Raw genomic sequence first — 20,659 nt, 5'->3', positions numbered from 1 at the left:
AGAAAAGCTGCGCTTCGCTATCCGCGAAGGCGGCCGTACCGTCGGCGCCGGCATCGTGGCTTCGATCGTCGAGTAATTTCGACTTTTAAAATTCGCTCCGACGGCGGTGTCACAAACACCGCCGTCGGGCTTTTGACAAAAAGCCTGGCGGCGTTGCATTTTTAGTGCTTGAAAAATTCGGTGAAAGCGCGTAAACGCGCACTCACACTCCCCGCTGGATTCGCAAGCAACTGCGAAACGCGGTGTTTTAGCAATACAGACTACTGAAATGATTGGGGTGCGAGGCGCATCTCTCTCGGTTTTTGAAAATCTGCGGCGCCACGATCAATAGAAGTTCATGTGTTTCCGCGTGCGGAAACGAATAACAAAGAACAAGGACAAGACGAATGACCGGCCAGAATATCCGTATCCGCCTCAAGGCGTTCGATCACCGGATCCTCGATGCCTCTACCCGTGAAATCGTGTCGACCGCAAAGCGCACCGGCGCCAGCGTTCGCGGCCCGGTTCCACTCCCCACACGCATCGAAAAGTTTACCGTCAACCGCTCTCCTCACGTTGACAAGAAAAGCCGTGAACAGTTCGAAATGCGGACGCACAAGCGTCTTCTCGATATCGTTGACCCCACCCCGCAGACTGTCGATGCTCTTATGAAGCTCGACCTCGCTGCTGGCGTTGACGTGGAAATCAAGCTCTAAGACCCGGCCCGACCCATCCTTGGTGAGGGCTGAAATAACAAGGAAGGTACGTGGAGAAATCCAACGACTTCCAAACCGGAGACCGGAAACATCGTGAGATGTCGAAGGGCACTCCTTAACAAAGGCCAGAGAGGGTTTTCCCTTCAAGGCTCGCAAGAGGATGAACCAATGCGTTCAGGTGTGATTGCACAGAAAGTGGGTATGACACGCGTCTATAACGACGCAGGTGAACATATCCCCGTAACAGTATTGCGACTGGATAACGTACAAGTCGTTGCCCAGCGCACGGAAGACAAGAATGGCTACACCGCAGTTCAGCTCGGTGCCGGCCAGTCCAAGGTCAAGAACACGACAAAGGCGCTTCGCGGTCATTTTGCCGCTGCCAATGTCGAACCGAAAGCTAAGCTCGTCGAGTTCCGGGTTTCCCCCGAGAACCTGATCGACATCGGTGCAACACTGACCGCAAATCATTTTCAGAACGGCCAGCTGGTCGACGTTACTGGAACCACGATCGGTAAAGGTTTTGCCGGTGCTATGAAGCGTCACAACTTCGGTGGTGGCCGCGCTTCGCACGGTAACTCCGTATCGCACCGTGCACACGGTTCGACCGGTAACAACCAGGATCCGGGCCGCGTCTGGAAGGGCAAGCGCATGGCTGGTCATATGGGCCAGACGCGCGTTACGACCCAGAACCTCGAAGTCGTTTCGACTGATGAAGACCGTGGCCTCATCCTTGTTAAGGGTGCAGTTCCCGGTTCGAAGGGTTCCTGGATCATCGTCCGCGACGCCGTCAAGTCGGCTGCGAAGTAAGGGAGCCTTATCATGGAATTGAACGTCAAGACCCTCGAGGGAAAAGACGCCGGCAAGGTTTCTCTGTCGGACGAAATTTTCGGCCTCGATCCCCGCCAGGACATCCTGGCCCGTATGGTTCGCTGGCAGCTTGCAAAGAAGCAGCAGGGAACACACAAGACGAAGAACCGGTCGGAAGTTTCCCGCACCGGTGCGAAGATGTACAAGCAGAAGGGTACGGGCCGCGCTCGTCACCATTCGGCTCGCGCACCGCAGTTCCGCGGCGGCGGCAAGGCCCACGGCCCGGTCGTTCGCAGCCACGCCCATGACCTTCCCAAGAAGGTTCGTGCGCTCGCTCTGCGTCACGCCCTGTCTGCAAAGCTGAAGGCAGAAGAACTGATCATCGTCGATCAGCTCGTTGCATCTGAAGCAAAGACCAAGGCTCTGCTGGGCAGCTTCGCTTCGCTTGGCCTGACCAACGCTCTGGTTATCGGTGGCGCTGAACTTGATGGCAACTTCAAGCTCGCAGCCCAGAACATCCCGAATGTGGACGTTCTGCCGGTACAGGGCATCAATGTTTACGACATCCTGCGTCGTGGCAAGCTGGTGCTTTCCAAGGCTGCTGTAGAGGCTCTGGAGGAGCGGTTCAAATGACGGATCTTCGCCACTACGATGTGATCGTATCTCCTTCGATCACGGAAAAGTCGACGCTGGTCTCCGAACAGAACCAGGTCGTATTCAACGTCGCCAAAAGCGCTTCCAAGCCTGAAATCAAGGCTGCCGTGGAAGCTCTCTTCGGCGTCAAAGTCACGGCTGTGAACACGCTTATCCGCAAGGGTAAGACCCGTCGTTTCCGTGGGTTCGCCGGTAAGCTTAAGGACGTCAAGAAAGCCGTCGTTACGCTCGCCGAAGGTCAATCCATCGACGTGTCCACCGGACTCTAAAGGTTAGGCCCAAGCGGGCAAAGACCCAAAAGGGAACAATAAAATGGCATTGAAAAGTTTCAATCCGACCACGCCGAGCCAGCGCCAGCTGGTTATCGTGGACCGCGCTTCGCTCTACAAGGGCAAGCCGGTAAAGGCTCTGACCCAGGGCCTCAGCTCCAAGGGTGGCCGCAACAACCAGGGCCGGATCACCGTCCGGTTCCAGGGTGGCGGTCACAAGCGGACCTACCGTCTGGTGGATTTCAAGCGTCGCAAGTTCGACGTTGAAGGCACCGTTGAACGTTTGGAATACGACCCCAACCGCACCGCGTTCATCGCGCTGGTTACGTATACCGACGGCGAACAGGCTTACATTCTCGCGCCACAGCGTCTCGCTGCTGGTGACAAGGTAATCGCCTCCGACAAGGCAGTGGACGTGAAGCCCGGCAACACCATGCCGCTTCAGTACATTCCTGTCGGTTCGATCATCCACAACGTCGAGATGAAGCCAGGTAAAGGCGGTCAGATTGCCCGCTCCGCCGGTACGTATGTCCAGCTCGTCGGCCGCGATGCCGGTATGGCCATCCTGCGTCTCAACTCGGGCGAACAGCGTCTGGTGCACGGCTCCTGCCTCGCATCGATCGGCGCTGTTTCGAACTCGGATCACGGCAACATCAACGACGGCAAGGCTGGTCGTTCGCGTTGGCGTGGCAAGCGTCCGCACGTTCGCGGCGTCGTCATGAACCCGGTCGACCACCCGCACGGTGGTGGTGAAGGTCGCACGTCGGGTGGTCGCCACCCGGTTACTCCGTGGGGCAAGCCCACGAAGGGCAAGCGCACCCGTTCGAACAAGTCGACCGACAAGTTCATCATGCGCTCGCGCCATCAGCGTAAGAAGTAAGAGAGGTAGTCACTAATGGCTCGTTCAGTATGGAAAGGTCCGTTTATTGACGGCTATCTTCTCACCAAGGCTGAGAAGGTGCGCGAGAGCGGACGTAATGAAGTAATCAAGATCTGGAGCCGTCGCTCCACGATCCTGCCGCAGTTCGTCGGTCTGACGTTTGGCGTGTACAACGGCAGCAAGCATGTGCCCGTCTCGGTCAACGAAGACATGGTCGGACACAAGTTCGGTGAATTCTCTCCGACGCGGACCTACTACGGTCACGGCGCGGACAAGAAGGCAAAGAGGAAGTAATCATGGCGAAGGCTAAGACCGAACGCCGGCTGAAGGACAATGAGGCTCAGGCCATTGCCCGCACGCTCCGCGTCAGCCCCCAGAAACTGAACCTGGTTGCCGCTCTTATCCGTGGCAAGAAGGTTGATCGCGCTCTCGCCGAGCTCGAATTCTCCCGCAAGCGCATTGCAGGCACCGTCAAGAAGACGCTGGAATCTGCAATTGCCAATGCGGAAAACAACCACGACCTCGACGTCGACTCTCTCGTCGTCGCCGAGGCCTATGTTGGCAAGTCCATCACCATGAAGCGTTTCCACGCCCGTGGCCGTGGTCGTGCGTCCCGCATTGAAAAGCCGTTCTCTCACCTCACGATCGTTGTTCGTGAAGTTGAAGAAAAAGGGGAGGCCGCATAATGGGTCAGAAAATCAATCCGATCGGCTTCCGCCTCGGCATCAACCGTACCTGGGATAGCCGCTGGTACGCTGACACCGCAGAATACGGCAAGCTGCTGCATGAAGATCTGAAGATCCGGGCTTACCTGATCAAGGAACTCAAGCAGGCCGGTATCGCCAAGGTGGTCATCGAGCGTCCGCACAAGAAGTGCCGCGTTACGATCCACTCGGCTCGTCCGGGTCTCATCATCGGCAAGAAGGGCGCGGACATCGAGAAGCTTCGCAAGAAGCTTTCCGAGATGACCAACTCCGAAACGCACCTCAACATCGTTGAAGTGCGCAAGCCGGAAATCGACGCAACTCTGGTTGCCCAGTCGATCGCCCAGCAGCTCGAGCGCCGCGTGGCTTTCCGCCGTGCGATGAAGCGTTCGGTTCAGTCCGCAATGCGTCTTGGCGCCGAAGGCATCAAGATCACCTGCGGCGGCCGTCTCGGCGGTGCTGAAATCGCTCGTACCGAATGGTATCGCGAAGGTCGCGTTCCGCTGCACACGCTGCGTGCGGATATCGACTACGGCACGGCTGAAGCGGAAACCGCATTCGGCATCTGCGGCATCAAGGTCTGGATCTTCAAGGGCGAAATCCTTGAGCACGATCCGATGGCTTCTGAGCGTCGCGGTCTCGAAGGCGATGCTCAAGGCCCTGCAAGCCGTGAGCGTGGCGATCGTCCCGATCGTCGTCGCGAAAACGCTTGATTGACGCTGGCGAAAGATAAGCTCGGAGAAGTAAGAAAATGTTGCAGCCAAAGCGTACTAAGTACCGTAAGCAGTTCAAGGGACGCATCAAGGGCGTCGCCAAGGGCGGCTTTGACCTGGCATTCGGTGAATTCGGCTTGAAGTCGCAGGAACCGAACCGCGTGAATGCACGCGAGATCGAAGCGGCCCGCCGCGCGATCACGCGTTACATGAAGCGCGCAGGTCGTGTGTGGATCCGCGTATTCCCCGACGTTCCGGTAACGGCAAAGCCGACCGAAGTTCGTATGGGTAAGGGCAAGGGTTCGGTCGAATACTGGGCATGCAAGGTCAAGCCCGGTCGTATGATGTTCGAGATCGACGGTGTTACCGAGGAGATCGCCCGTGAGGCGCTTCGTCTCGGCGCTGCCAAGCTCTCGGTCAAGACGCGCTTCGTACAGCGCATCGCAGAGTAAGGAGCAAGGCACATGAAAGCCGATGAAGTTCGCGGCCTCAGCGCCGACCAGCTCAAGGACAAGCTCGCCGATCTGAAGAAGGAGCAGTTCAACCTGCGCTTCCAGAAGGCGACTGGCCAGCTGGAGAAGTCCTCGCGCATCAACGAAGTCCGCAAGGACATCGCCCGCGTTAAAACCATTGCCCGCCAGAAGGCGGCAGAAGCCAAGGCCTAAGGAAAAATAATATGCCGAAACGCATTCTGCAGGGCGTCGTAGTGTCCGACAAGAACGAGAAGACTGTCGTGGTCCGGGTTGAGCGTCGATTCGCTCACCCGCTCATGCAAAAGACCGTTCGTCGTTCGAAGAAGTACAAGGCACACGACGAAAACAATCAATACAAGGTCGGCGATGTCGTTTCCATCGAGGAATGCGCACCGATCTCCAAGGACAAGCGCTGGACGGTTGTTGCCGCCCAGGCTTAATTTCATCAGAATCGCGCCAGGCATCTTGTACTTGGCGCGAATTCCTGTATGAAGCACCGCAAGGACGCTCGTGAATCGAGCGTCTTTTGCTTTGATGCGCACGGAAGGTCCCTCGGGAAACCACCCTGTCACGATTTTTCCGCGCAAAAAAAGAGATATTCATAAGCTGGGGCAGGGGGCTCACTCGAGAGAGTTTGCCCAACCGTTCCGGTAACAACAAGAAGGCGACCTGACATGATTCAGATGCAAACAAACCTCGACGTGGCGGATAATTCCGGCGCACGTCGTGTCATGTGCATCAAGGTGCTGGGCGGCTCGAAGCGCAAATATGCTTCTGTTGGCGACATTATTGTCGTTTCCATCAAGGAAGCTATTCCGCGCGGCCGCGTCAAGAAGGGCGATGTGATGAAGGCGGTTGTCGTGCGCACCGCCAAGGACATCCGTCGCGCTGACGGCAGCGTCATCCGTTTCGATAACAACGCAGCCGTTCTTATCGACAACAAGAAAGAGCCCATCGGCACCCGTATCTTCGGACCGGTTCCGCGCGAACTTCGCGCCAAGAACCATATGAAGATCATCTCGCTGGCTCCGGAAGTACTGTAAGGAGCAATCGCGATGCAGAAAATTCGTAAAGGCGACAAAGTTGTCGTATTGACCGGTAAGGACAAGGGCCGTACCGGCGAAGTAATCCAGGTTATGCCGAAAGAAGACCGTGCCGTTGTGCGTGGCGTAAACATGGTGAAGCGTCACCAGCGCCAGACCCAGGGCCAGGAAGCCGGCATCATCAACAAGGAAGCATCCTTGCACATCTCCAACATTGCCATCGCCGATAAGGATGGCAAGCCGACCCGCGTTGGCTTTTCTGTTGTAGACGGCAAGAAGGTCCGCGTGGCCAAGCGTTCGGGAGAAGTGATCGATGGCTGACAAGTACGAGCCGCGTCTCAAGGCGGAATACGTGTCGCGTATCCGCGACGCCATGCAGGAGAAGTTCTCCTACGCCAACGTAATGATGATCCCGAAGCTTGAAAAGATCGTGATCAACATGGGTGTTGGCGAAGCGACTGCCGATTCCAAGAAGCCGACCATTGCTGCCGGTGACCTGGCTGCGATTGCCGGCCAGAAGCCGGTCGTCACCCGCGCTCGTAATTCGATCGCTGGTTTCAAGCTTCGCGAAGGCATGCCGATCGGTGCGAAGGTTACCCTTCGTGGCGCACGCATGTACGAATTCCTTGATCGTCTGATCAACATCGCGCTGCCGCGCGTTCGCGACTTCCGGGGTCTGAACCCCAAGAGCTTTGACGGCCGTGGCAACTTCGCCATGGGCATCAAGGAACACATTGTGTTCCCTGAGATCAACTACGATAAGGTTGATCAGATGTGGGGCATGGACATCATCGTTTGCACGACGGCGACGTCGGACGACGAAGCTCGGGCTCTGCTTACAGAGTTCAACTTCCCGTTCCGTCACTAACCGTAACGACGAGCGTAGAAAAGGAACTCCGATATGGCGAAAACAAGCGCAGTTGAAAAGAACAAGCGCCGCCGCAAGTCGGTCGCCCAGCAGGCTACCAAGCGTGCTGCACTCAAGGCGATCGTAATGAACCAGTCCCTTCCGATCGAAGACCGGTTCAAGGCCACTCTGAAGCTCGCTTCGCTGCCGCGTGACGGTTCGAAGACGCGTATCCGCAACCGCTGCGAAGTAACGGGCCGTCCGCGCGCGTTCTATCGCAAGCTCAAGATGTCGCGTATCGCGCTTCGTGAGCTGGGCAATTCCGGCAAGGTGCCGGGCATTGTCAAGTCGAGCTGGTAAGGAGACGGGCACATGACCATGACTGATCCTTTGGGTGATATGCTCACCCGCATCCGCAATGGTGCCGCTCGCCGCAAGTCTGCGGTCAGCACGCCTGCTTCCAGCCTCCGCGCACGCGTTCTCGACGTGCTGCAGGCTGAAGGCTACATTCGCGGTTATTCCAAGGTCGATTTCGAAAACGGCAAGTCCGAATTCAGCATCGAACTGAAGTACTACGAAGGCGCGTCCGTGATCCGTGAGATCGGCCGCGTTTCCAAGCCGGGCCGCCGAGTCTATGTCTCGGTAAAGTCCATTCCGCAGGTCGCGAACGGCCTCGGCATCACCATCCTTTCGACTCCGAAGGGTGTGATGGCCGATCACCAGGCTCGCGAACAGAACGTTGGTGGCGAGGTTCTTTGCTCGGTCTTCTAAGATCGAGCACGGATCTCCATAACGAACAGACAGGATTGAACAATGTCTCGTATCGGTAAAAAGCCCGTTCCGGTTCCCGCAGGTGTGACGGCCAATGTCGACGGCCAGAAGGTCACTGCGAAGGGCCCGAAGGGTGAACTGTTTTTCGTCGCTAACGACGATATTCAGCTGAAACTCGAAGATAACGGCGTTTCCGTAACGCCGGCCAATGGCACCAAGGAAGCTCGCTCGAAGTGGGGCATGTCCCGCACGATGATCGAGAACATCTTCAAGGGTGTTAAGGACGGTTACGAACGCAAGCTCGAAATCAACGGCGTTGGTTATCGTGCCGCCCTGCAGGGCAAGAACCTGCAGCTGGCGCTCGGTTTCTCCCACGACGTGGTTTACGAGCCGCCGGTCGGCATCACCATTGCCGTGCCGAAGCCGACGGAAATCATCGTTTCCGGTATCAACAAGCAGCAGGTCGGTCAGGTAGCCGCGGAAATCCGCGAATACCGTGGTCCCGAGCCCTACAAGGGCAAGGGCGTGAAGTACGCTGAAGAGCGTATCGTCCGCAAAGAAGGCAAGAAGAAGTAAGGATCACGCGAAATGGCTAGCAGGAAAGAAGCACTTGCACGTCGCGCGAGCCGTGTGCGCCGCCAGATCAAGGCGGTTGCCAATGGCCGCCCGCGCCTGTCGGTTCATCGCTCGTCGAAGAACATCTACGCCCAGATCATCGATGATGTTGCTGGCAAGACGCTTGCGTCTGCCTCCACGCTCGAAGCCGATCTGCGCGGCTCGCTCAAGACCGGCGCCGACGTTGCTGCGGCATCCGTCGTGGGCAAGCTGGTTGCCGAGCGCGGCGTCAAGGCTGGCGTCAAGGATGTTGTATTCGACCGTGGCGCGTTCATCTATCACGGCCGCGTCAAGGCCCTGGCAGATGCTGCCCGCGAAGGCGGTCTGAACTTTTAATTTTTATTCCGCCCGGACAACGATCCGGGCGGAATTTCACCGGACCATGCGGGTCTCTTCATCGAGGCCGGTGGTCTTTTCGTTTGCCGTTCCACCCGTAAAAGAAAAAGGACAAGGACAATGGCACAGGAAAAAAGAGGTTCTCGCGACGATCGCCAGAACCGCGAAGAACGCGATAGCGAATTCGTCGACAAGCTGGTCGCGATCAACCGCGTTGCAAAGGTTGTTAAGGGTGGCCGTCGCTTCGGCTTCGCCGCTCTCGTTGTTGTCGGCGACCAGAAGGGCCGCGTTGGCTTCGGTCACGGCAAGGCTCGTGAAGTTCCGGAAGCGATCCGCAAGGCCACTGAAAGCGCAAAGCGCGATCTGATCTTCGTTCCGCTGCGCGATGGCCGCACGCTGCATCACGACGTCAATGGCCGTCACGGCGCAGGCAAGGTTCTGCTGCGTTCGGCCAAGGCCGGTACCGGTATCATCGCCGGCGGTCCGATGCGTGCTGTTTTCGAAACGCTGGGCGTTCATGACGTCGTTGCGAAGTCGACCGGTTCCTCGAACCCTTACAACATGGTTCGTGCAACGTTCGACGCTCTGAAGCATCAGGTTCATCCGAAGGACATCGCTGCACAGCGCGGTCTGAAGTTTGCGACCCTTCAGGCTCGCCGCGCCGCGTCCGGCAACGCTTCTGAAGAATAAGGAGCTGGATCATGGCCAAGAAAACTACTGAAGCCAAGAAGACTGTCACGGTCGAACAGATCGGCAGCCCTATTCGCCGCCCGGCAATCCAGCGTCAGACGCTGGTCGGTCTGGGTCTCAACAAGATGCATCGTCAGCGCACCCTGGAAGATACTCCGGCGGTTCGCGGCATGATCCGTGCGGTCCAGCATCTCGTTCGCGTCGTTGACGAGAAGTGAGACGGAGTAACCTATCATGAAACTCAATGAAATCAGAGACAACGAAGGCTCCTCCAAGGACCGTATCCGCGTAGGTCGCGGTATCGGTTCTGGCAAGGGCAAGACCGGTGGTCGCGGTGTGAAGGGTCAGAAGGCTCGTTCGGGCGTCGCCATCAACGGCTTCGAAGGCGGTCAGATGCCAATCTACCGTCGTCTGCCGAAGCGCGGCTTTAACAACATCTTCGGTTCCGAATATGCTGTTGTGTCGCTCGGCCGCATCCAGACCGCCATCGACGCCAAGAAGCTCGACGCGTCCGCAACGATCGATGCTGCTGCTCTCAAGGCAGCCGGCGTCATCCGCCGCGTCAAGGACGGCGTTCGCATTCTCGCCGACGGCGAGCTGAAGGCCAAGGTTGCCTTCGAAGTTGCCGGTGCTTCCAAGCCCGCACTCGAAAAGATTGAGAAGGCCGGCGGCTCTATCAAGCTTCTCGTGGTTGCAGCCGAAGCTTCCGAGTAATATATAGACTTCAGGCGCCCGGGGCTTCGTGCTCCGGGCGTCTGCGCTCCCTGGCTTATGTTGCTTTCGATCTAAATCGATTTAGAGATGCATCATGGCAAACTCTTCGCGGTGCAGCTGTTATGCGCGCCGCTTGCGGCATAAAGTGCTGCAGGGAGAGCCTCACAGTTCTTGAACTTCCGTAGGGGAGGGGATAGGACATAAAAAAACAGGGTGAGGCATGATGGCGGCGCAGAGCCGTGTTCGTCCGAAGCCCGGTTTTTGAACCGGTATCTTTTAGACCTTTCCGCATCGGTCGGTTTTGCTGGCTGGCAAGGGTCATTCGGAGAAATTTATGGCGTCCGCAGCGGAACAACTGGCTTCGAACCTGAATTTTTCGACCTTCGCTAAGGCGGAGGATCTGAAAAAGCGTCTCTGGTTTACTCTTGCCGCACTCCTCGTCTACCGTCTTGGCACCCATATTCCGCTTCCGGGCCTGAACCCCGAAGCCTATGCGCAGGCCTTCCAGGGCCAGGCCAACGGTATTCTCGGTCTTTTCAACATGTTTGCGGGTGGCGCTGTCGAGCGCATGGCGATCTTCGCCCTCGGCATCATGCCTTACATCTCCGCTTCGATCATCGTGCAGCTCATGACCTCGGTCGTGCCCTCGCTCGAAGCGTTGAAGAAAGAAGGCGAAGCCGGCCGCAAGATCATCAACCAGTACACTCGTTACGGTACGGTGCTGCTCGGCACGCTGCAGGCCTATGGCATTGCAGTCGGCCTTGAAAGCGGCAGCGGCCTTGTGGTCGATCCGGGCTGGTTCTTCCGCGTCTCCACCGTCATCACGCTGCTCGGCGGCACGATGTTCCTGATGTGGCTCGGTGAGCAGATCACGTCGCGCGGTATCGGCAACGGTATTTCGCTTATCATCTTCGCCGGTATTGCCGCAGGCCTGCCCAAGGCGCTTGCCGGCACCCTGGAACTCGGCCGCACCGGTGCGCTGTCGACGCCGCTCATTCTCATGGTCGTCATCGTCGCCATCGGCGTTATCGCGCTGATCGTCTTTGTGGAACGCGCCCAGCGTCGCCTGTTGATACAATATCCGAAGCGACAAGTCGGCAACCGGATGTTCCAGGGCGATACCTCGCATCTGCCGCTGAAGCTGAACACCGCCGGCGTCATTCCCGCGATCTTCGCATCCTCGCTGCTGCTTCTGCCGGCGACGGCTGCCGGTTTCGCCGGAAACACCAATCTGCCGTCCTGGGCGACCGCGATCATCGCGTCGCTGCAGCACGGGCAGCCATTGTTCATGGCGCTCTACGGCCTGCTGATCGCGTTCTTCGCGTTTTTCTACACGGCTATCGTCTTCAATCCGAAGGACACGGCCGATAACCTCAAGAAGCATGGCGGCTTCATTCCGGGCATTCGTCCGGGCGAGCGCACCGCGGAGTACATCGATTACGTCCTGACCCGTATCACGGTGGTCGGCGCGGTTTATCTGGTCTTCGTGTGTATCCTTCCTGAGACACTTATCGCACGCACGGGCATTCCATTAGCCCTTGGTGGTACTTCGCTTTTGATCGTTGTCAGTGTAACTCTGGACACGGTTGCGCAGATTCAGGGTCATCTGATCGCGCAGCAATATGAAGGGCTGATCAAGAAGTCGAAGTTGCGTGGAGGAAAGAGGGGACGATGAGACTGATATTTTTGGGTCCGCCGGGTGCGGGCAAGGGAACCCAGGCCAAGCGGCTGACTGACAAGTACGGGATCCCGCAGCTTTCAACCGGTGACATGCTTCGCGCTGCGGTTAGCGCGGGCACCGAAATCGGCAAACGAGCCAAGGCCGTCATGGACGCCGGCGGGCTGGTTTCCGACGATATCGTCAATCAGATCGTTTCCGAACGCATCGAAGAGCCTGACTGTGCCAAGGGCTTTATTCTAGACGGCTATCCGCGCACCGTTCCGCAGGCCAAGGCGCTTGCCGAGAACATGCGCAAGAAGAATCTTGCCCTTGATGCCGTCATTGAACTGAAGGTGGACGAGGAGGCGTTGATTCGCCGAATCGAAAACCGGGTCGCGGAAACCATTGCCGCCGGCGGCACTGTTCGTTCGGACGATAATCCGGAAGCTTTCCGCAAGCGGCTGACGGAATATCGCGAGAAGACAGCGCCTTTGTCGAGCTATTACAGCGAGCAGGGCGAGCTAGTGACGCTGGATGGCATGGCGGATGTCGATGCCGTGACCGAGGCTATCGAAAACGTTCTCGAAAAGGCCTCTGCCTAAGGCTGGGGCGGGGTGGCAAAATCTGCTGGCGATTTTCGCCCGATTTGCCACTCTCATGATCTAGCTCATCCTTTGGATAGCAAAAGAATCTTGGCGGAGCCGGTTGCTTTTTTGCGCTGATTCCGTTAAACACCGCGCCAACTCGCGACATCCCAAGCGACTGGCGCGGATTTCCCTTAGGGAAGGGAGATCCGGGTACGGTCGTTTTGACCTGTCACGGACATCAATTTTGAACTGGCGGCCCTGTTGGTCGCTCGACTGGAATCACCACTTGCCGGATGGCAACTGGAACCAAGGAGAAAAGACGTGGCACGTATCGCTGGCGTCAACATCCCGACTGCAAAGCGCGTTGTTATTGCGCTGACCTATATTCACGGGATTGGTCCGAAATTCGCGCAGGAAATCATGGACAAGGTCGGTCTTCCGGCTGACAAGCGCGTTCATCAGCTGACGGATGCTGAAGTTCTTCAGATCCGCGAAGCCATCGACCGCGACTATCAGGTCGAAGGCGACCTTCGTCGCGACACGTCGATGAACATCAAGCGTTTGATGGACCTCGGCTGCTACCGCGGCCTGCGTCACCGTCGTGGCCTTCCGGTCCGCGGTCAGCGCACGCACACCAACGCCCGCACCCGCAAGGGTCCGGCGAAGGCTATCGCTGGTAAGAAGAAGTAATTTTCCGGTTCTCCGGAAAGGGGAGGCTGGTGCAGTCCGCGCCAGCCTTTCTGAGTTTGGCGTGAAGCCCGGATACGGGTCGATCGCCGGTGTGGCCGCTGGTGTTACGGCGGTGAAGAGATCAATGAAAGGTATACAATGGCCAAGGAAGCCGCACGCGTCCGTCGTCGCGAACGCAAAAATATCACGTCGGGCGTCGCGCACGTCAACTCGACCTTCAACAACACGATGATCACCATCACCGACGCACAGGGCAATGCTATTGCCTGGTCGTCTGCTGGTGCCAAGGGCTTCAAGGGTTCGCGCAAGTCGACCCCGTTTGCTGCCCAGATCGCTGCTGAAGATTGCGCGAAAAAGGCTCAGGAACACGGCATGAAGTCGCTTGAAGTTGAAGTTTGCGGTCCGGGTTCCGGCCGTGAATCGGCACTTCGCGCTCTGCAGGCTGCCGGTTTCATGATCACTTCCATTCGCGACGTGACGCCGATCCCGCACAATGGTTGCCGTCCGCGCAAGAAGCGCCGCGTCTGACGCGACCGTGGTTCGGAAATTCCGCCTTACCTCAGGTCTGGCGGAATTTTCGTGTATCTGGCGTGTGCGCGTCGATTTCGATCGACGGACTTGCGCTCAAGAACCCACTGATGAACCACTGAATTAGGTTCCTCTCGGTGTTTTCATGCTCGGTCCGTCACGATTGGATGGTGGCGGCGAACGGAAGGTTTAAAGATGATTCAGAAGAACTGGCAGGAACTTATCAAGCCGAACAAGGTCGAGTTCACCTCGTCCAGCCGCACCAAGGCAACGCTGGTTGCCGAGCCGCTGGAACGTGGTTTCGGTCTTACCCTCGGCAACGCGCTGCGTCGCGTTCTGTTGTCTTCCCTGCGTGGCGCCGCTGTAACGGCCGTGCAGATCGACGGTGTCCTGCATGAATTCTCCTCCATCCCCGGCGTTCGGGAAGATGTGACGGATATCGTGCTCAACATCAAGGAAATCGCCATCAAGATGGATGGCGACGATTCCAAGCGCATGGTCGTGCGCAAGCAGGGTCCGGGTGCCGTGACTGCTGGTGACATCCAGACGGTTGGCGACATCGAGATTCTGAACCCCGACCACGTGATCTGCACGCTGGATGATGGCGCTGAAATCCGCATGGAATTCACCGTCAACAACGGCAAGGGTTACGTACCGGCTGAGCGCAACCGCGCGGAAGATGCCCCGATCGGCCTCATTCCGGTGGACAGCCTCTATTCTCCGGTCAAGAAAGTGTCCTACAAGGTGGAAAACACCCGTGAAGGTCAGGTTCTCGACTATGACAAGCTGATCATGACGATCGAGACCAACGGTTCGGTTTCCGGCGAAGACGCCGTTGCCTTCGCCGCTCGCATTCTTCAGGACCAGCTGGGCGTCTTCGTCAACTTCGACGAGCCGCAGAAGGAAGCAGAAGAAGAATCGGTTACCGAACTCGCGTTCAACCCGGCGCTTCTCAAGAAGGTCGACGAGCTCGAGCTGTCGGTTCGTTCGGCAAACTGCCTGAAGAACGACAACATCGTCTATATCGGCGACCTGATCCAGAAGACCGAAGCCGAAATGCTCCGCACGCCGAACTTTGGTCGCAAGTCGCTGAACGAAATCAAGGAAGTTCTCGCTTCCATGGGTCTGCACCTCGGCATGGAAGTGCCAGCATGGCCGCCAGAGAACATCGAAGATCTCGCAAAGCGTTACGAAGACCAATATTAACAAGCAAAAAAGGCAGACCCTTTAAAGACTGCCTTTCCCCGTCAAACAGCAGATAAGTCATCTGCATGTGCCAGGAAACGGCAGGCCCTAAAAGGAAACCTGCGTAGAAGGAGAATAGCAATGCGCCACGGTAATTCAGGCCGCAAGCTCAATAGAACCGCCAGCCACCGCAAGGCAATGTTTGCCAACATGGCTGCTTCGCTCATCACCCATGAGCAGATCGTCACCACCCTTCCGAAGGCGAAGGAAATCCGTCCGATCGTCGAGCGTCTCGTGACCCTCGGCAAGCGCGGCGACCTGCACGCTCGTCGTCAGGCGATCTCGCAGATCAAGGATCAGGACGCCGTTCGCAAGCTGTTCGACGCGATCGCTTCGCGTTACGCAACCCGCAACGGCGGCTACCTGCGTATCATGAAGGCCGGCTACCGCCAGGGCGACAACGCGGCTCTCGCCGTCGTTGAATTCGTCGAGCGCGACGTCGACGCCAAGGGCGCAGCCGACAAGGCTCGCGTTGCCGCTGAGATCGCTGCTGCCGAAGCTGCATAAGGTCTGACGCCTTTGGGCGTCGTGAGTTGAAAAGCCGGGCGAGAGATCGTCCGGCTTTTTTTCGTTAGGCCATGGCATTGACGTCAAAAGGCGAGAGCATTCAGTTCACGGTCAGCGCGTGGGCGGCGAATTCCCCCCTTCACCTTGATAGAGAGCTTTTCTCACTCAGGAACGTGGATACGGGCCTTGATGTGCTTGAGGTGCGCAACGATGGTGAAAGTCATGATGACCAGCAGCGACCATGAACTCCACTTTCCGATATGCACGACGGACCAGGCGCCGATCTGATCGGGATATTTCCAGATGCCGAAGAAGGTGGAGATGTTTTCCGCCAGCCAGACGAAGAAGCCGATCAGGATGAAAGCAAGCAGCAGCGGCATCTTGCGGTCGCGATCATAGGGGCGGTAGACCACGGTTGCGCGTGAATAAAGGCCGATGGCGCAGGCGGCGATATACCAGCGGTAGTCCCCAAGGAAGTGGTGGGTGAAGAAGTTGGCATAGATGGCGATACCGATCAGCGTTGCCATCCAGTAGCTGGGATAGTGGCGAATGCGCACATCCAGCAGACGCCACGCCTGAATGATGTAGCTGCCGACGGCGGCATACATGAAGCCGGAAAAGAGCGGGACGCCTAAGACTTTGGTGTAGGCGAAATCCGGATAGGACCATGACTGGATAGCGCTGGAGGTCTTGAAGACCTCCAATGCGAAGCCGACGATATGGAACAGCAGGATGGCCTTGGCCTCATCGAGCGTTTCCAGCCTGCTCCAGATCATGAAGAACTGGATACCGAGCGCAATGATCAGCAGCACGTCATAACGCGGAATGCCGAACAGGCCGCCATGCGGCACCACAAAGATGGAGATGAAGAACAATCCCGCAAACAAGCAGGCGCGGGCTTCCTTGATGCCGAAGTATAAAAACTCGACGATGAAGCGCCGGATACCCTTGAGTTCGCCCCAGGGATAGGTATCGCAAAGCAGATTGTCCAAAACCGAGAGGCGGCTTGCGGCTGGACTTGTCCCTGTGCTCATGTTCACGCCTCGATTTGCATCCGTCACGTTTCATACGAAAACCGGAAGGAGCCCGCATGGGCCAGCCACGCCTATCCCCGTTTTATTTCGCGCGCCTCCGGCTTTTGGGGGCTGCGATGCTGGTGATCGTTTGCGGTCTTTGCCTGCGGACCTTCGGTTACGACGTGGGGCTACCGTTCGTGGTCGTCAAATATGGCGGATCCGTGCTCTGGGGCGCGATGGTATATCTGCTGCTGGCGGCCGTCTTTCCCTTGCGCTGGAACGACTATCAGGTTCAAGCCGCGATTCTTCTCGCCGTTGCTGTGGAACTCGTACGGCTTGTTCATTTTCCGTCGCTTGATGCGTTTCGTGCAACGACGGCCGGGGCTTTGCTGCTCGGCCGGGTTTTTTCGCTGTGGAATATCGTCTGTTATGTCGTGGGAATTGGGGTCGCGTCCTTCATTGTCGGACGGGTCTGGCGCGCTTCGCACGCTTCGCCGCCATGATCGTCGGCCGCGCCAGCCGATACCCCAACAGCACTGCCATCGTGCTGATATAAAACACCGGCTCCAGCGTGATTGACTTCCGCGCCAGCACGAAATGCAGCACGCCGACGATGAGCACGAGATAGACAAGCTTGTGCAATGTGTTCCAGCGGCTGCCAAGCTTGCGGATGGACCAGCGGTTGGAGGTCAGCGCCAGCGGTGTGAGCATGGCAAGTCCGGCCATGCCGAGCATGATATAGGGCCGCTTCAATATATCGCCGGCGATGGAGCTGAAGACCAGCCCGCGATCAAGCACCAGATAGACGGTGAAATGCGCCAGCACGTAATAAAAGGCGACCAGCCCCAAAGCACGGCGATAGGCGATGAGGTTGATGTTGAACAGGTCGCGCAGCGGCGTGACCAGCAATCCGATGCACAGGAACCGCAGCGCCCAGATGCCGAGCAGGTGCTCGAAATCCTTGACCGGATTAAAGCCGAGGCCGCCGGTTGCGGCGAGATAGAAATACCAGATGCCGGGACAGAGGCCGATCACATAGACCAGCCAGATGGCCGCCGGCTGGTAACGCTTCGGCAGCGAGGGAAGCGACAGGGCGAAGGCCATGATCAGTAATTCGCCTTGAGGTCGAGGCCGGTATAAAGGCTCGCCACATCGTCATACCCGTTGAACATCAGGGTGGGGCGGTTCTGGGTACCGAAAAAGCCGCCTTCGCCGATGCGCTGTTCCGTTGCCTGGCTCCAGCGCGGATGGTCCACATGCGGATTGACGTTGGAGTAGAAGCCGTATTCGCGGGCGTTGGAGTTTTTCCAGGTCGTTTCCGGCTGTTTTTCGACCAGCGAAATCTTGACGATGGATTTGATACCCTTGAAGCCGTATTTCCATGGGACGACGAGCCGGATCGGCGCGCCGTTCTGGTTCGGCAACGTTTCTCCGTAAAGGCCAACGGCGAGGAGGGTCAGCGGGTGGCGCGCCTCATCAAGGCGCAGGCCTTCGATATAGGGCCAGGACAGGGGCTGGAACAGACCGCGCTGGCCCGGCATCTCGTCCGGCCGGACTACGGTTTCGAAGGTGACGTATTTCGCGCTGCCAAGCGGCTCCACCTTGTCGAGCAGGCTTGCAAGCGGAAAACCGATCCACGGAATGACCATCGACCAGCCCTCGACGCAGCGCATGCGATAGGTACGCTCCTCCAGCGGATATTTCATCAGCTCTTCAATGCCGAATTCCTGCGGTTTGGAGACGAGGCCGTCCACCTTCACCGTCCACGGGGTGGGTTTGAACTTGCCGGAGTTTTCCTTCGGGTCGGATTTCCCGACGCCGAATTCGTAGAAATTATTGTAGCTGGTGACGGCATCGAGCGGCGTGAGCTTTTCATCCAGCTTATAGGCGCCGGGTTTTGCGGAAAGCGGTGCGGCGATCGCCTCGCGGCCTGCAAGCCCGATCGCGGCTAGCCCCGCCGCCGTGCCGAGGAAGCCGCGTCGGGACAGGTAGATATTCTTCGGCGTGATTTCGCTTGAGACGATCAGGGGCGGACGATAGGCGGACATTTCAATCTCCACAAAAGCCGGGCGCGTCGGCGATAAATCGATTATGATAGCCTATACGGCTGCTGCACAGATATGTTTCAGTGCTGTGCGTAAAAACTGCGGCCGGGCGGCACAAATCGCGCATTTGTGATGGTAAGCCACCCGCTATGTGCAGTTGGAGACAAGCGTACCGTACCGAACCGTACTGTTTTGCCCGAAGGTGACAGTGACAGGGCTTGCGGTTTGCGCTAGAAAAACCGCAAAATAGGGCGAGAGCTGTTTTGACCGCGCTGCGGACATGCGCTCTTCGCTATTGAGATCGAGGAAAACACCATGCCAGCCTATCGCTCCAGAACGACAACCCACGGCCGCAACATGGCGGGCGCGCGCGGCCTATGGCGCGCCACCGGCATGAAGGACAGCGATTTCGGCAAGCCGATCATCGCCGTAGTCAACTCCTTCACACAGTTCGTGCCGGGCCATGTGCACCTCAAGGATCTTGGCCAGCTGGTTGCCCGCGAGATTGAAGCGGCGGGTGGCGTCGCCAAGGAATTCAACACCATCGCGGTTGATGACGGCATCGCCATGGGCCATGACGGCATGCTTTATTCGCTGCCGTCGCGCGAGATCATCGCTGACTCGGTCGAATATATGGTCAATGCCCATTGCGCCGACGCGATGGTGTGCATTTCCAACTGCGACAAGATCACCCCCGGCATGCTGAATGCGGCGATGCGCCTCAACATTCCCGCCGTTTTCGTTTCCGGCGGTCCGATGGAAGCGGGCAAGGTCGTGCTGCATGGCAAGACGGTGGCGCTCGATCTGGTTGACGCCATGGTGGCTGCCGCCGACGACAAGATTTCCGATGAGGACGTGGCGGTCATCGAGCGTTCGGCCTGCCCGACCTGCGGTTCCTGTTCCGGCATGTTCACCGCCAATTCCATGAACTGTCTGACCGAGGCTCTGGGCTTGTCCTTGCCCGGCAACGGCTCGACGCTCGCCACCCACTCGGATCGCAAGCGTCTGTTCGTCGAGGCCGGTCATCTGATCGTTGATCTGGCTCGTCGTTATTACGAGCAGGATGACGAAACCGTTCTGCCGCGCACCATCGCCAACAAGGCGGCGTTCGAAAACGCCATGTCGCTGGATATCGCCATGGGTGGCTCCACCAACACGGTTCTGCATATTCTGGCGGCAGCCCATGAGGGCGGCGTTGATTTCGGCATGGAAGACATCGACCGTCTTTCCCGCAAGGTTCCCTGCCTTTCCAAGGTCGCGCCCGCCAAGCAGGACGTGCACATGGAAGATGTGCACCGCGCCGGCGGCATCATGCGCATTCTGGGCGAACTGGAGCGTGGCGGTCTCATCAATCGCGATACCTATACCGTGCACGAGGCGACACTTGGTGACGCCATCGACCGCTGGGATATTACCCGTACCAACAGCGAAACGGTGCGTCAGTTCTTCAAGGCCGCCCCCGGCGGCGTGCCGACGCAGGTGGCTTTCAGCCAGTCCTCGCGCTGGGACGATCTGGATACCGACAGCGATAACGGCGTTATCCGCTCGGTTGAGAAGCCTTTCTCCAAGGATGGCGGTCTGGCCGTCCTTTACGGCAATATCGCGCTTGACGGCTGCATCGTGAAAACGGCGGGTGTCGATGAGTCCATCCTGAAATTCAACGGTTCGGCTGTCGTTTACGAAAGCCAGGACGCTGCGGTGAAGGGCATTCTCGGCAACGAGGTCAAGGCCGGCGATGTCGTCGTCATCCGTTATGAAGGGCCGAAGGGCGGACCGGGCATGCAGGAAATGCTCTATCCGACCAGCTACCTGAAATCCAAGGGCCTCGGCAAAGCCTGCGCTCTCATCACCGACGGTCGTTTTTCTGGTGGCACGTCAGGCCTCTCCATCGGCCATGCTTCGCCAGAAGCGGCACAGGGCGGCGCAATCGGCCTCGTGCGTCAGGGTGACCTGATCGAGATCGACATTCCCAACCGCACCATCAACCTGAAGGTGACTGATGCGGAACTGGCAGCGCGCCGGGCCGAGCAGGAAGCACTGGGCTGGAAGCCGGTGGCACCGCGCAAGCGCAATGTCACGACGGCGTTGAAGGCCTATGCGGCCTTTGCGTCGAGCGCGGACAGGGGCGCAGTGCGGATTTTGCCGGAGTAACGTTTGGTCTTGGTCG

Annotated in this window: 32 protein-coding genes and 1 pseudogene; 30 read left to right on the top strand and 3 right to left on the bottom strand. The window is 58.1% G+C overall.

Annotated elements, in window-relative coordinates; all coding sequences use genetic code 11:
- The 28 genes and pseudogenes from DXT96_RS08160 to rplQ all read left to right on the top strand — a co-directional run.
- Positions 1-76, top strand: a pseudogene (locus DXT96_RS08160) (elongation factor Tu); the annotation flags it as partial.
- Between the two features lie 310 nt (positions 77-386).
- Positions 387-695, top strand: coding sequence for a 30S ribosomal protein S10 (rpsJ, locus tag DXT96_RS08155; protein WP_003495158.1), 309 nt, complete (start codon positions 387-389; stop codon positions 693-695).
- Positions 696-863: 168 nt separating this feature from the next.
- On the top strand, positions 864-1,505 hold the full coding sequence (rplC, locus tag DXT96_RS08150; RefSeq protein WP_149897259.1) for a 50S ribosomal protein L3: 642 nt from the start codon (positions 864-866) through the stop codon (positions 1,503-1,505).
- Between the two features lie 12 nt (positions 1,506-1,517).
- Positions 1,518-2,138 carry a 50S ribosomal protein L4 gene (rplD, locus tag DXT96_RS08145; RefSeq protein ID WP_010971963.1) on the top strand — a complete coding sequence of 207 codons (621 nt, stop codon included), beginning with the start codon at positions 1,518-1,520 and terminating at the stop codon, positions 2,136-2,138.
- A complete protein-coding gene (locus DXT96_RS08140; protein WP_003495178.1) occupies positions 2,135-2,428 on the top strand; it encodes a 50S ribosomal protein L23 in 294 nt (97 codons plus the stop codon). The genes rplD and DXT96_RS08140 overlap by 4 nt, the downstream gene beginning before the upstream one ends.
- Positions 2,429-2,471: 43 nt before the next feature.
- Complete coding sequence (gene rplB / locus DXT96_RS08135) at positions 2,472-3,308, top strand: 50S ribosomal protein L2 (RefSeq protein WP_003507771.1); 837 nt, start codon at positions 2,472-2,474, stop codon at positions 3,306-3,308.
- A gap of 15 nt (positions 3,309-3,323) precedes the next feature.
- Positions 3,324-3,602, top strand: coding sequence for a 30S ribosomal protein S19 (gene rpsS, locus DXT96_RS08130; RefSeq protein ID WP_149897260.1), 279 nt, complete (start codon positions 3,324-3,326; stop codon positions 3,600-3,602).
- A gap of 2 nt (positions 3,603-3,604) precedes the next feature.
- Positions 3,605-3,994, top strand: coding sequence for a 50S ribosomal protein L22 (rplV, locus tag DXT96_RS08125; protein WP_149897261.1), 390 nt, complete (start codon positions 3,605-3,607; stop codon positions 3,992-3,994).
- Positions 3,994-4,725, top strand: coding sequence for a 30S ribosomal protein S3 (rpsC, locus tag DXT96_RS08120; RefSeq protein ID WP_003516138.1), 732 nt, complete (start codon positions 3,994-3,996; stop codon positions 4,723-4,725). The genes rplV and rpsC overlap by 1 nt, the downstream gene beginning before the upstream one ends.
- A gap of 38 nt (positions 4,726-4,763) precedes the next feature.
- A complete protein-coding gene (gene rplP / locus DXT96_RS08115; RefSeq protein WP_006313973.1) occupies positions 4,764-5,177 on the top strand; it encodes a 50S ribosomal protein L16 in 414 nt (137 codons plus the stop codon).
- 12 nt (positions 5,178-5,189) lie between these two features.
- Positions 5,190-5,390 (top strand): 50S ribosomal protein L29, encoded by a 201-nt coding sequence (gene rpmC, locus DXT96_RS08110; RefSeq protein WP_003495193.1) that lies wholly within the window; start codon positions 5,190-5,192, stop codon positions 5,388-5,390.
- 11 nt (positions 5,391-5,401) lie between these two features.
- Positions 5,402-5,638, top strand: coding sequence for a 30S ribosomal protein S17 (gene rpsQ, locus DXT96_RS08105; protein WP_006313974.1), 237 nt, complete (start codon positions 5,402-5,404; stop codon positions 5,636-5,638).
- Positions 5,639-5,872: 234 nt separating this feature from the next.
- Positions 5,873-6,241, top strand: a complete 369-nt coding sequence (rplN, locus tag DXT96_RS08100) for a 50S ribosomal protein L14 (protein WP_003495199.1) — start codon at positions 5,873-5,875, stop codon at positions 6,239-6,241.
- A gap of 12 nt (positions 6,242-6,253) precedes the next feature.
- Positions 6,254-6,562 carry a 50S ribosomal protein L24 gene (gene rplX / locus DXT96_RS08095; protein ID WP_149897262.1) on the top strand — a complete coding sequence of 103 codons (309 nt, stop codon included), beginning with the start codon at positions 6,254-6,256 and terminating at the stop codon, positions 6,560-6,562.
- Positions 6,555-7,109, top strand: a complete 555-nt coding sequence (rplE, locus tag DXT96_RS08090; RefSeq protein ID WP_149897263.1) for a 50S ribosomal protein L5 — start codon at positions 6,555-6,557, stop codon at positions 7,107-7,109. Before rplX ends, rplE begins: the two co-directional genes overlap by 8 nt.
- A gap of 33 nt (positions 7,110-7,142) precedes the next feature.
- A complete protein-coding gene (rpsN, locus tag DXT96_RS08085) occupies positions 7,143-7,448 on the top strand; it encodes a 30S ribosomal protein S14 (RefSeq protein ID WP_003495202.1) in 306 nt (101 codons plus the stop codon).
- A gap of 12 nt (positions 7,449-7,460) precedes the next feature.
- Positions 7,461-7,859, top strand: coding sequence for a 30S ribosomal protein S8 (gene rpsH, locus DXT96_RS08080; protein ID WP_149897264.1), 399 nt, complete (start codon positions 7,461-7,463; stop codon positions 7,857-7,859).
- Between the two features lie 42 nt (positions 7,860-7,901).
- Positions 7,902-8,435 (top strand): 50S ribosomal protein L6, encoded by a 534-nt coding sequence (gene rplF, locus DXT96_RS08075; RefSeq protein ID WP_006313979.1) that lies wholly within the window; start codon positions 7,902-7,904, stop codon positions 8,433-8,435.
- Between the two features lie 12 nt (positions 8,436-8,447).
- A complete protein-coding gene (gene rplR, locus DXT96_RS08070) occupies positions 8,448-8,810 on the top strand; it encodes a 50S ribosomal protein L18 (RefSeq protein ID WP_046798170.1) in 363 nt (120 codons plus the stop codon).
- Between the two features lie 120 nt (positions 8,811-8,930).
- Entirely contained in the window at positions 8,931-9,500 is a 570-nt protein-coding gene (gene rpsE / locus DXT96_RS08065; RefSeq protein WP_149897265.1) for a 30S ribosomal protein S5, read from the top strand.
- A gap of 11 nt (positions 9,501-9,511) precedes the next feature.
- Entirely contained in the window at positions 9,512-9,718 is a 207-nt protein-coding gene (gene rpmD, locus DXT96_RS08060) for a 50S ribosomal protein L30 (RefSeq protein WP_003495212.1), read from the top strand.
- Between the two features lie 16 nt (positions 9,719-9,734).
- On the top strand, positions 9,735-10,214 hold the full coding sequence (rplO, locus tag DXT96_RS08055) for a 50S ribosomal protein L15 (protein WP_046798172.1): 480 nt from the start codon (positions 9,735-9,737) through the stop codon (positions 10,212-10,214).
- A 334-nt stretch (positions 10,215-10,548) separates the two neighbouring features.
- Positions 10,549-11,889 (top strand): preprotein translocase subunit SecY, encoded by a 1,341-nt coding sequence (gene secY / locus DXT96_RS08050; RefSeq protein ID WP_149897266.1) that lies wholly within the window; start codon positions 10,549-10,551, stop codon positions 11,887-11,889.
- Positions 11,886-12,476 (top strand): adenylate kinase, encoded by a 591-nt coding sequence (locus DXT96_RS08045; RefSeq protein ID WP_153514102.1) that lies wholly within the window; start codon positions 11,886-11,888, stop codon positions 12,474-12,476. The genes secY and DXT96_RS08045 overlap by 4 nt, the downstream gene beginning before the upstream one ends.
- Before the next feature lie 306 nt (positions 12,477-12,782).
- Positions 12,783-13,151 carry a 30S ribosomal protein S13 gene (gene rpsM, locus DXT96_RS08040; RefSeq protein WP_003507791.1) on the top strand — a complete coding sequence of 123 codons (369 nt, stop codon included), beginning with the start codon at positions 12,783-12,785 and terminating at the stop codon, positions 13,149-13,151.
- Between the two features lie 138 nt (positions 13,152-13,289).
- Entirely contained in the window at positions 13,290-13,679 is a 390-nt protein-coding gene (gene rpsK / locus DXT96_RS08035; protein ID WP_003495225.1) for a 30S ribosomal protein S11, read from the top strand.
- A gap of 195 nt (positions 13,680-13,874) precedes the next feature.
- Positions 13,875-14,885: a DNA-directed RNA polymerase subunit alpha gene (locus DXT96_RS08030; RefSeq protein WP_003495228.1), complete on the top strand. Its 1,011-nt coding sequence runs from the start codon at positions 13,875-13,877 to the stop codon at positions 14,883-14,885.
- Between the two features lie 120 nt (positions 14,886-15,005).
- A complete protein-coding gene (gene rplQ / locus DXT96_RS08025) occupies positions 15,006-15,431 on the top strand; it encodes a 50S ribosomal protein L17 (RefSeq protein ID WP_149897268.1) in 426 nt (141 codons plus the stop codon).
- Between the two features lie 161 nt (positions 15,432-15,592).
- Here the strand turns inward: rplQ and DXT96_RS08020 are convergent, their stop codons facing one another.
- Positions 15,593-16,465 (bottom strand): DUF817 domain-containing protein, encoded by an 873-nt coding sequence (locus DXT96_RS08020; protein WP_153514101.1) that lies wholly within the window; start codon positions 16,463-16,465, stop codon positions 15,593-15,595.
- Between the two features lie 56 nt (positions 16,466-16,521).
- On the opposite strand from DXT96_RS08020, the gene DXT96_RS08015 reads away from it, so the two are divergent.
- Positions 16,522-16,950, top strand: a complete 429-nt coding sequence (locus tag DXT96_RS08015) for a DUF2809 domain-containing protein (RefSeq protein ID WP_153514100.1) — start codon at positions 16,522-16,524, stop codon at positions 16,948-16,950.
- On the opposite strand, the gene msrQ is transcribed toward DXT96_RS08015, so the two are convergent.
- Positions 16,904-17,551 (bottom strand): protein-methionine-sulfoxide reductase heme-binding subunit MsrQ, encoded by a 648-nt coding sequence (gene msrQ / locus DXT96_RS08010; protein WP_153514099.1) that lies wholly within the window; start codon positions 17,549-17,551, stop codon positions 16,904-16,906. The genes DXT96_RS08015 and msrQ overlap by 47 nt on opposite strands.
- Positions 17,552-17,553: 2 nt before the next feature.
- A complete protein-coding gene (msrP, locus tag DXT96_RS08005; RefSeq protein WP_153514098.1) occupies positions 17,554-18,495 on the bottom strand; it encodes a protein-methionine-sulfoxide reductase catalytic subunit MsrP in 942 nt (313 codons plus the stop codon).
- Positions 18,496-18,807: 312 nt separating this feature from the next.
- On the opposite strand from msrP, the gene ilvD reads away from it, so the two are divergent.
- On the top strand, positions 18,808-20,643 hold the full coding sequence (ilvD, locus tag DXT96_RS08000; RefSeq protein ID WP_153514097.1) for a dihydroxy-acid dehydratase: 1,836 nt from the start codon (positions 18,808-18,810) through the stop codon (positions 20,641-20,643).
- Positions 20,644-20,659: the final 16 nt, after the last annotated feature.

The sequence above is a fragment of the Agrobacterium sp. ICMP 6402 genome (genome assembly GCF_009498615.1).
Taxonomy (GTDB): Bacteria; Pseudomonadota; Alphaproteobacteria; order Rhizobiales; family Rhizobiaceae; genus Agrobacterium; species Agrobacterium burrii.
This window is presented reverse-complemented; position numbering and strand designations above follow the sequence as displayed.

Excerpts from the sequence above, each read along its gene's own strand:
- rpsQ (WP_006313974.1), top strand. The coding sequence starts at position 5,402 with ATGCCGAAACGCATTCTGCAGGGCGTCGTAGTGTCCGACAAGAACGAG.
- msrP (WP_153514098.1), bottom strand. The coding sequence starts at position 18,495 with ATGTCCGCCTATCGTCCGCCCCTGATCGTCTCAAGCGAAATCACGCCG.
- rpmD (WP_003495212.1), top strand. The coding sequence starts at position 9,512 with ATGGCCAAGAAAACTACTGAAGCCAAGAAGACTGTCACGGTCGAACAG.
- DXT96_RS08030 (WP_003495228.1), top strand. The coding sequence starts at position 13,875 with ATGATTCAGAAGAACTGGCAGGAACTTATCAAGCCGAACAAGGTCGAG.
- rpsC (WP_003516138.1), top strand. The coding sequence starts at position 3,994 with ATGGGTCAGAAAATCAATCCGATCGGCTTCCGCCTCGGCATCAACCGT.
- rplP (WP_006313973.1), top strand. The coding sequence starts at position 4,764 with ATGTTGCAGCCAAAGCGTACTAAGTACCGTAAGCAGTTCAAGGGACGC.
- msrQ (WP_153514099.1), bottom strand. The coding sequence starts at position 17,551 with ATGGCCTTCGCCCTGTCGCTTCCCTCGCTGCCGAAGCGTTACCAGCCG.
- rplD (WP_010971963.1), top strand. The coding sequence starts at position 1,518 with ATGGAATTGAACGTCAAGACCCTCGAGGGAAAAGACGCCGGCAAGGTT.
- rplO (WP_046798172.1), top strand. The coding sequence starts at position 9,735 with ATGAAACTCAATGAAATCAGAGACAACGAAGGCTCCTCCAAGGACCGT.
- rpsJ (WP_003495158.1), top strand. The coding sequence starts at position 387 with ATGACCGGCCAGAATATCCGTATCCGCCTCAAGGCGTTCGATCACCGG.
- rpmC (WP_003495193.1), top strand. The coding sequence starts at position 5,190 with ATGAAAGCCGATGAAGTTCGCGGCCTCAGCGCCGACCAGCTCAAGGAC.
- rpsE (WP_149897265.1), top strand. The coding sequence starts at position 8,931 with ATGGCACAGGAAAAAAGAGGTTCTCGCGACGATCGCCAGAACCGCGAA.
- rpsK (WP_003495225.1), top strand. The coding sequence starts at position 13,290 with ATGGCCAAGGAAGCCGCACGCGTCCGTCGTCGCGAACGCAAAAATATC.
- rplE (WP_149897263.1), top strand. The coding sequence starts at position 6,555 with ATGGCTGACAAGTACGAGCCGCGTCTCAAGGCGGAATACGTGTCGCGT.
- ilvD (WP_153514097.1), top strand. The coding sequence starts at position 18,808 with ATGCCAGCCTATCGCTCCAGAACGACAACCCACGGCCGCAACATGGCG.
- DXT96_RS08015 (WP_153514100.1), top strand. The coding sequence starts at position 16,522 with ATGGGCCAGCCACGCCTATCCCCGTTTTATTTCGCGCGCCTCCGGCTT.
- rpsH (WP_149897264.1), top strand. The coding sequence starts at position 7,461 with ATGACCATGACTGATCCTTTGGGTGATATGCTCACCCGCATCCGCAAT.
- rplF (WP_006313979.1), top strand. The coding sequence starts at position 7,902 with ATGTCTCGTATCGGTAAAAAGCCCGTTCCGGTTCCCGCAGGTGTGACG.
- rplN (WP_003495199.1), top strand. The coding sequence starts at position 5,873 with ATGATTCAGATGCAAACAAACCTCGACGTGGCGGATAATTCCGGCGCA.
- DXT96_RS08140 (WP_003495178.1), top strand. The coding sequence starts at position 2,135 with ATGACGGATCTTCGCCACTACGATGTGATCGTATCTCCTTCGATCACG.
- rpsS (WP_149897260.1), top strand. The coding sequence starts at position 3,324 with ATGGCTCGTTCAGTATGGAAAGGTCCGTTTATTGACGGCTATCTTCTC.
- rplV (WP_149897261.1), top strand. The coding sequence starts at position 3,605 with ATGGCGAAGGCTAAGACCGAACGCCGGCTGAAGGACAATGAGGCTCAG.
- rplB (WP_003507771.1), top strand. The coding sequence starts at position 2,472 with ATGGCATTGAAAAGTTTCAATCCGACCACGCCGAGCCAGCGCCAGCTG.
- rplX (WP_149897262.1), top strand. The coding sequence starts at position 6,254 with ATGCAGAAAATTCGTAAAGGCGACAAAGTTGTCGTATTGACCGGTAAG.
- rplR (WP_046798170.1), top strand. The coding sequence starts at position 8,448 with ATGGCTAGCAGGAAAGAAGCACTTGCACGTCGCGCGAGCCGTGTGCGC.
- rplC (WP_149897259.1), top strand. The coding sequence starts at position 864 with ATGCGTTCAGGTGTGATTGCACAGAAAGTGGGTATGACACGCGTCTAT.
- rpsN (WP_003495202.1), top strand. The coding sequence starts at position 7,143 with ATGGCGAAAACAAGCGCAGTTGAAAAGAACAAGCGCCGCCGCAAGTCG.
- secY (WP_149897266.1), top strand. The coding sequence starts at position 10,549 with ATGGCGTCCGCAGCGGAACAACTGGCTTCGAACCTGAATTTTTCGACC.
- DXT96_RS08045 (WP_153514102.1), top strand. The coding sequence starts at position 11,886 with ATGAGACTGATATTTTTGGGTCCGCCGGGTGCGGGCAAGGGAACCCAG.
- DXT96_RS08020 (WP_153514101.1), bottom strand. The coding sequence starts at position 16,465 with ATGAGCACAGGGACAAGTCCAGCCGCAAGCCGCCTCTCGGTTTTGGAC.
- rplQ (WP_149897268.1), top strand. The coding sequence starts at position 15,006 with ATGCGCCACGGTAATTCAGGCCGCAAGCTCAATAGAACCGCCAGCCAC.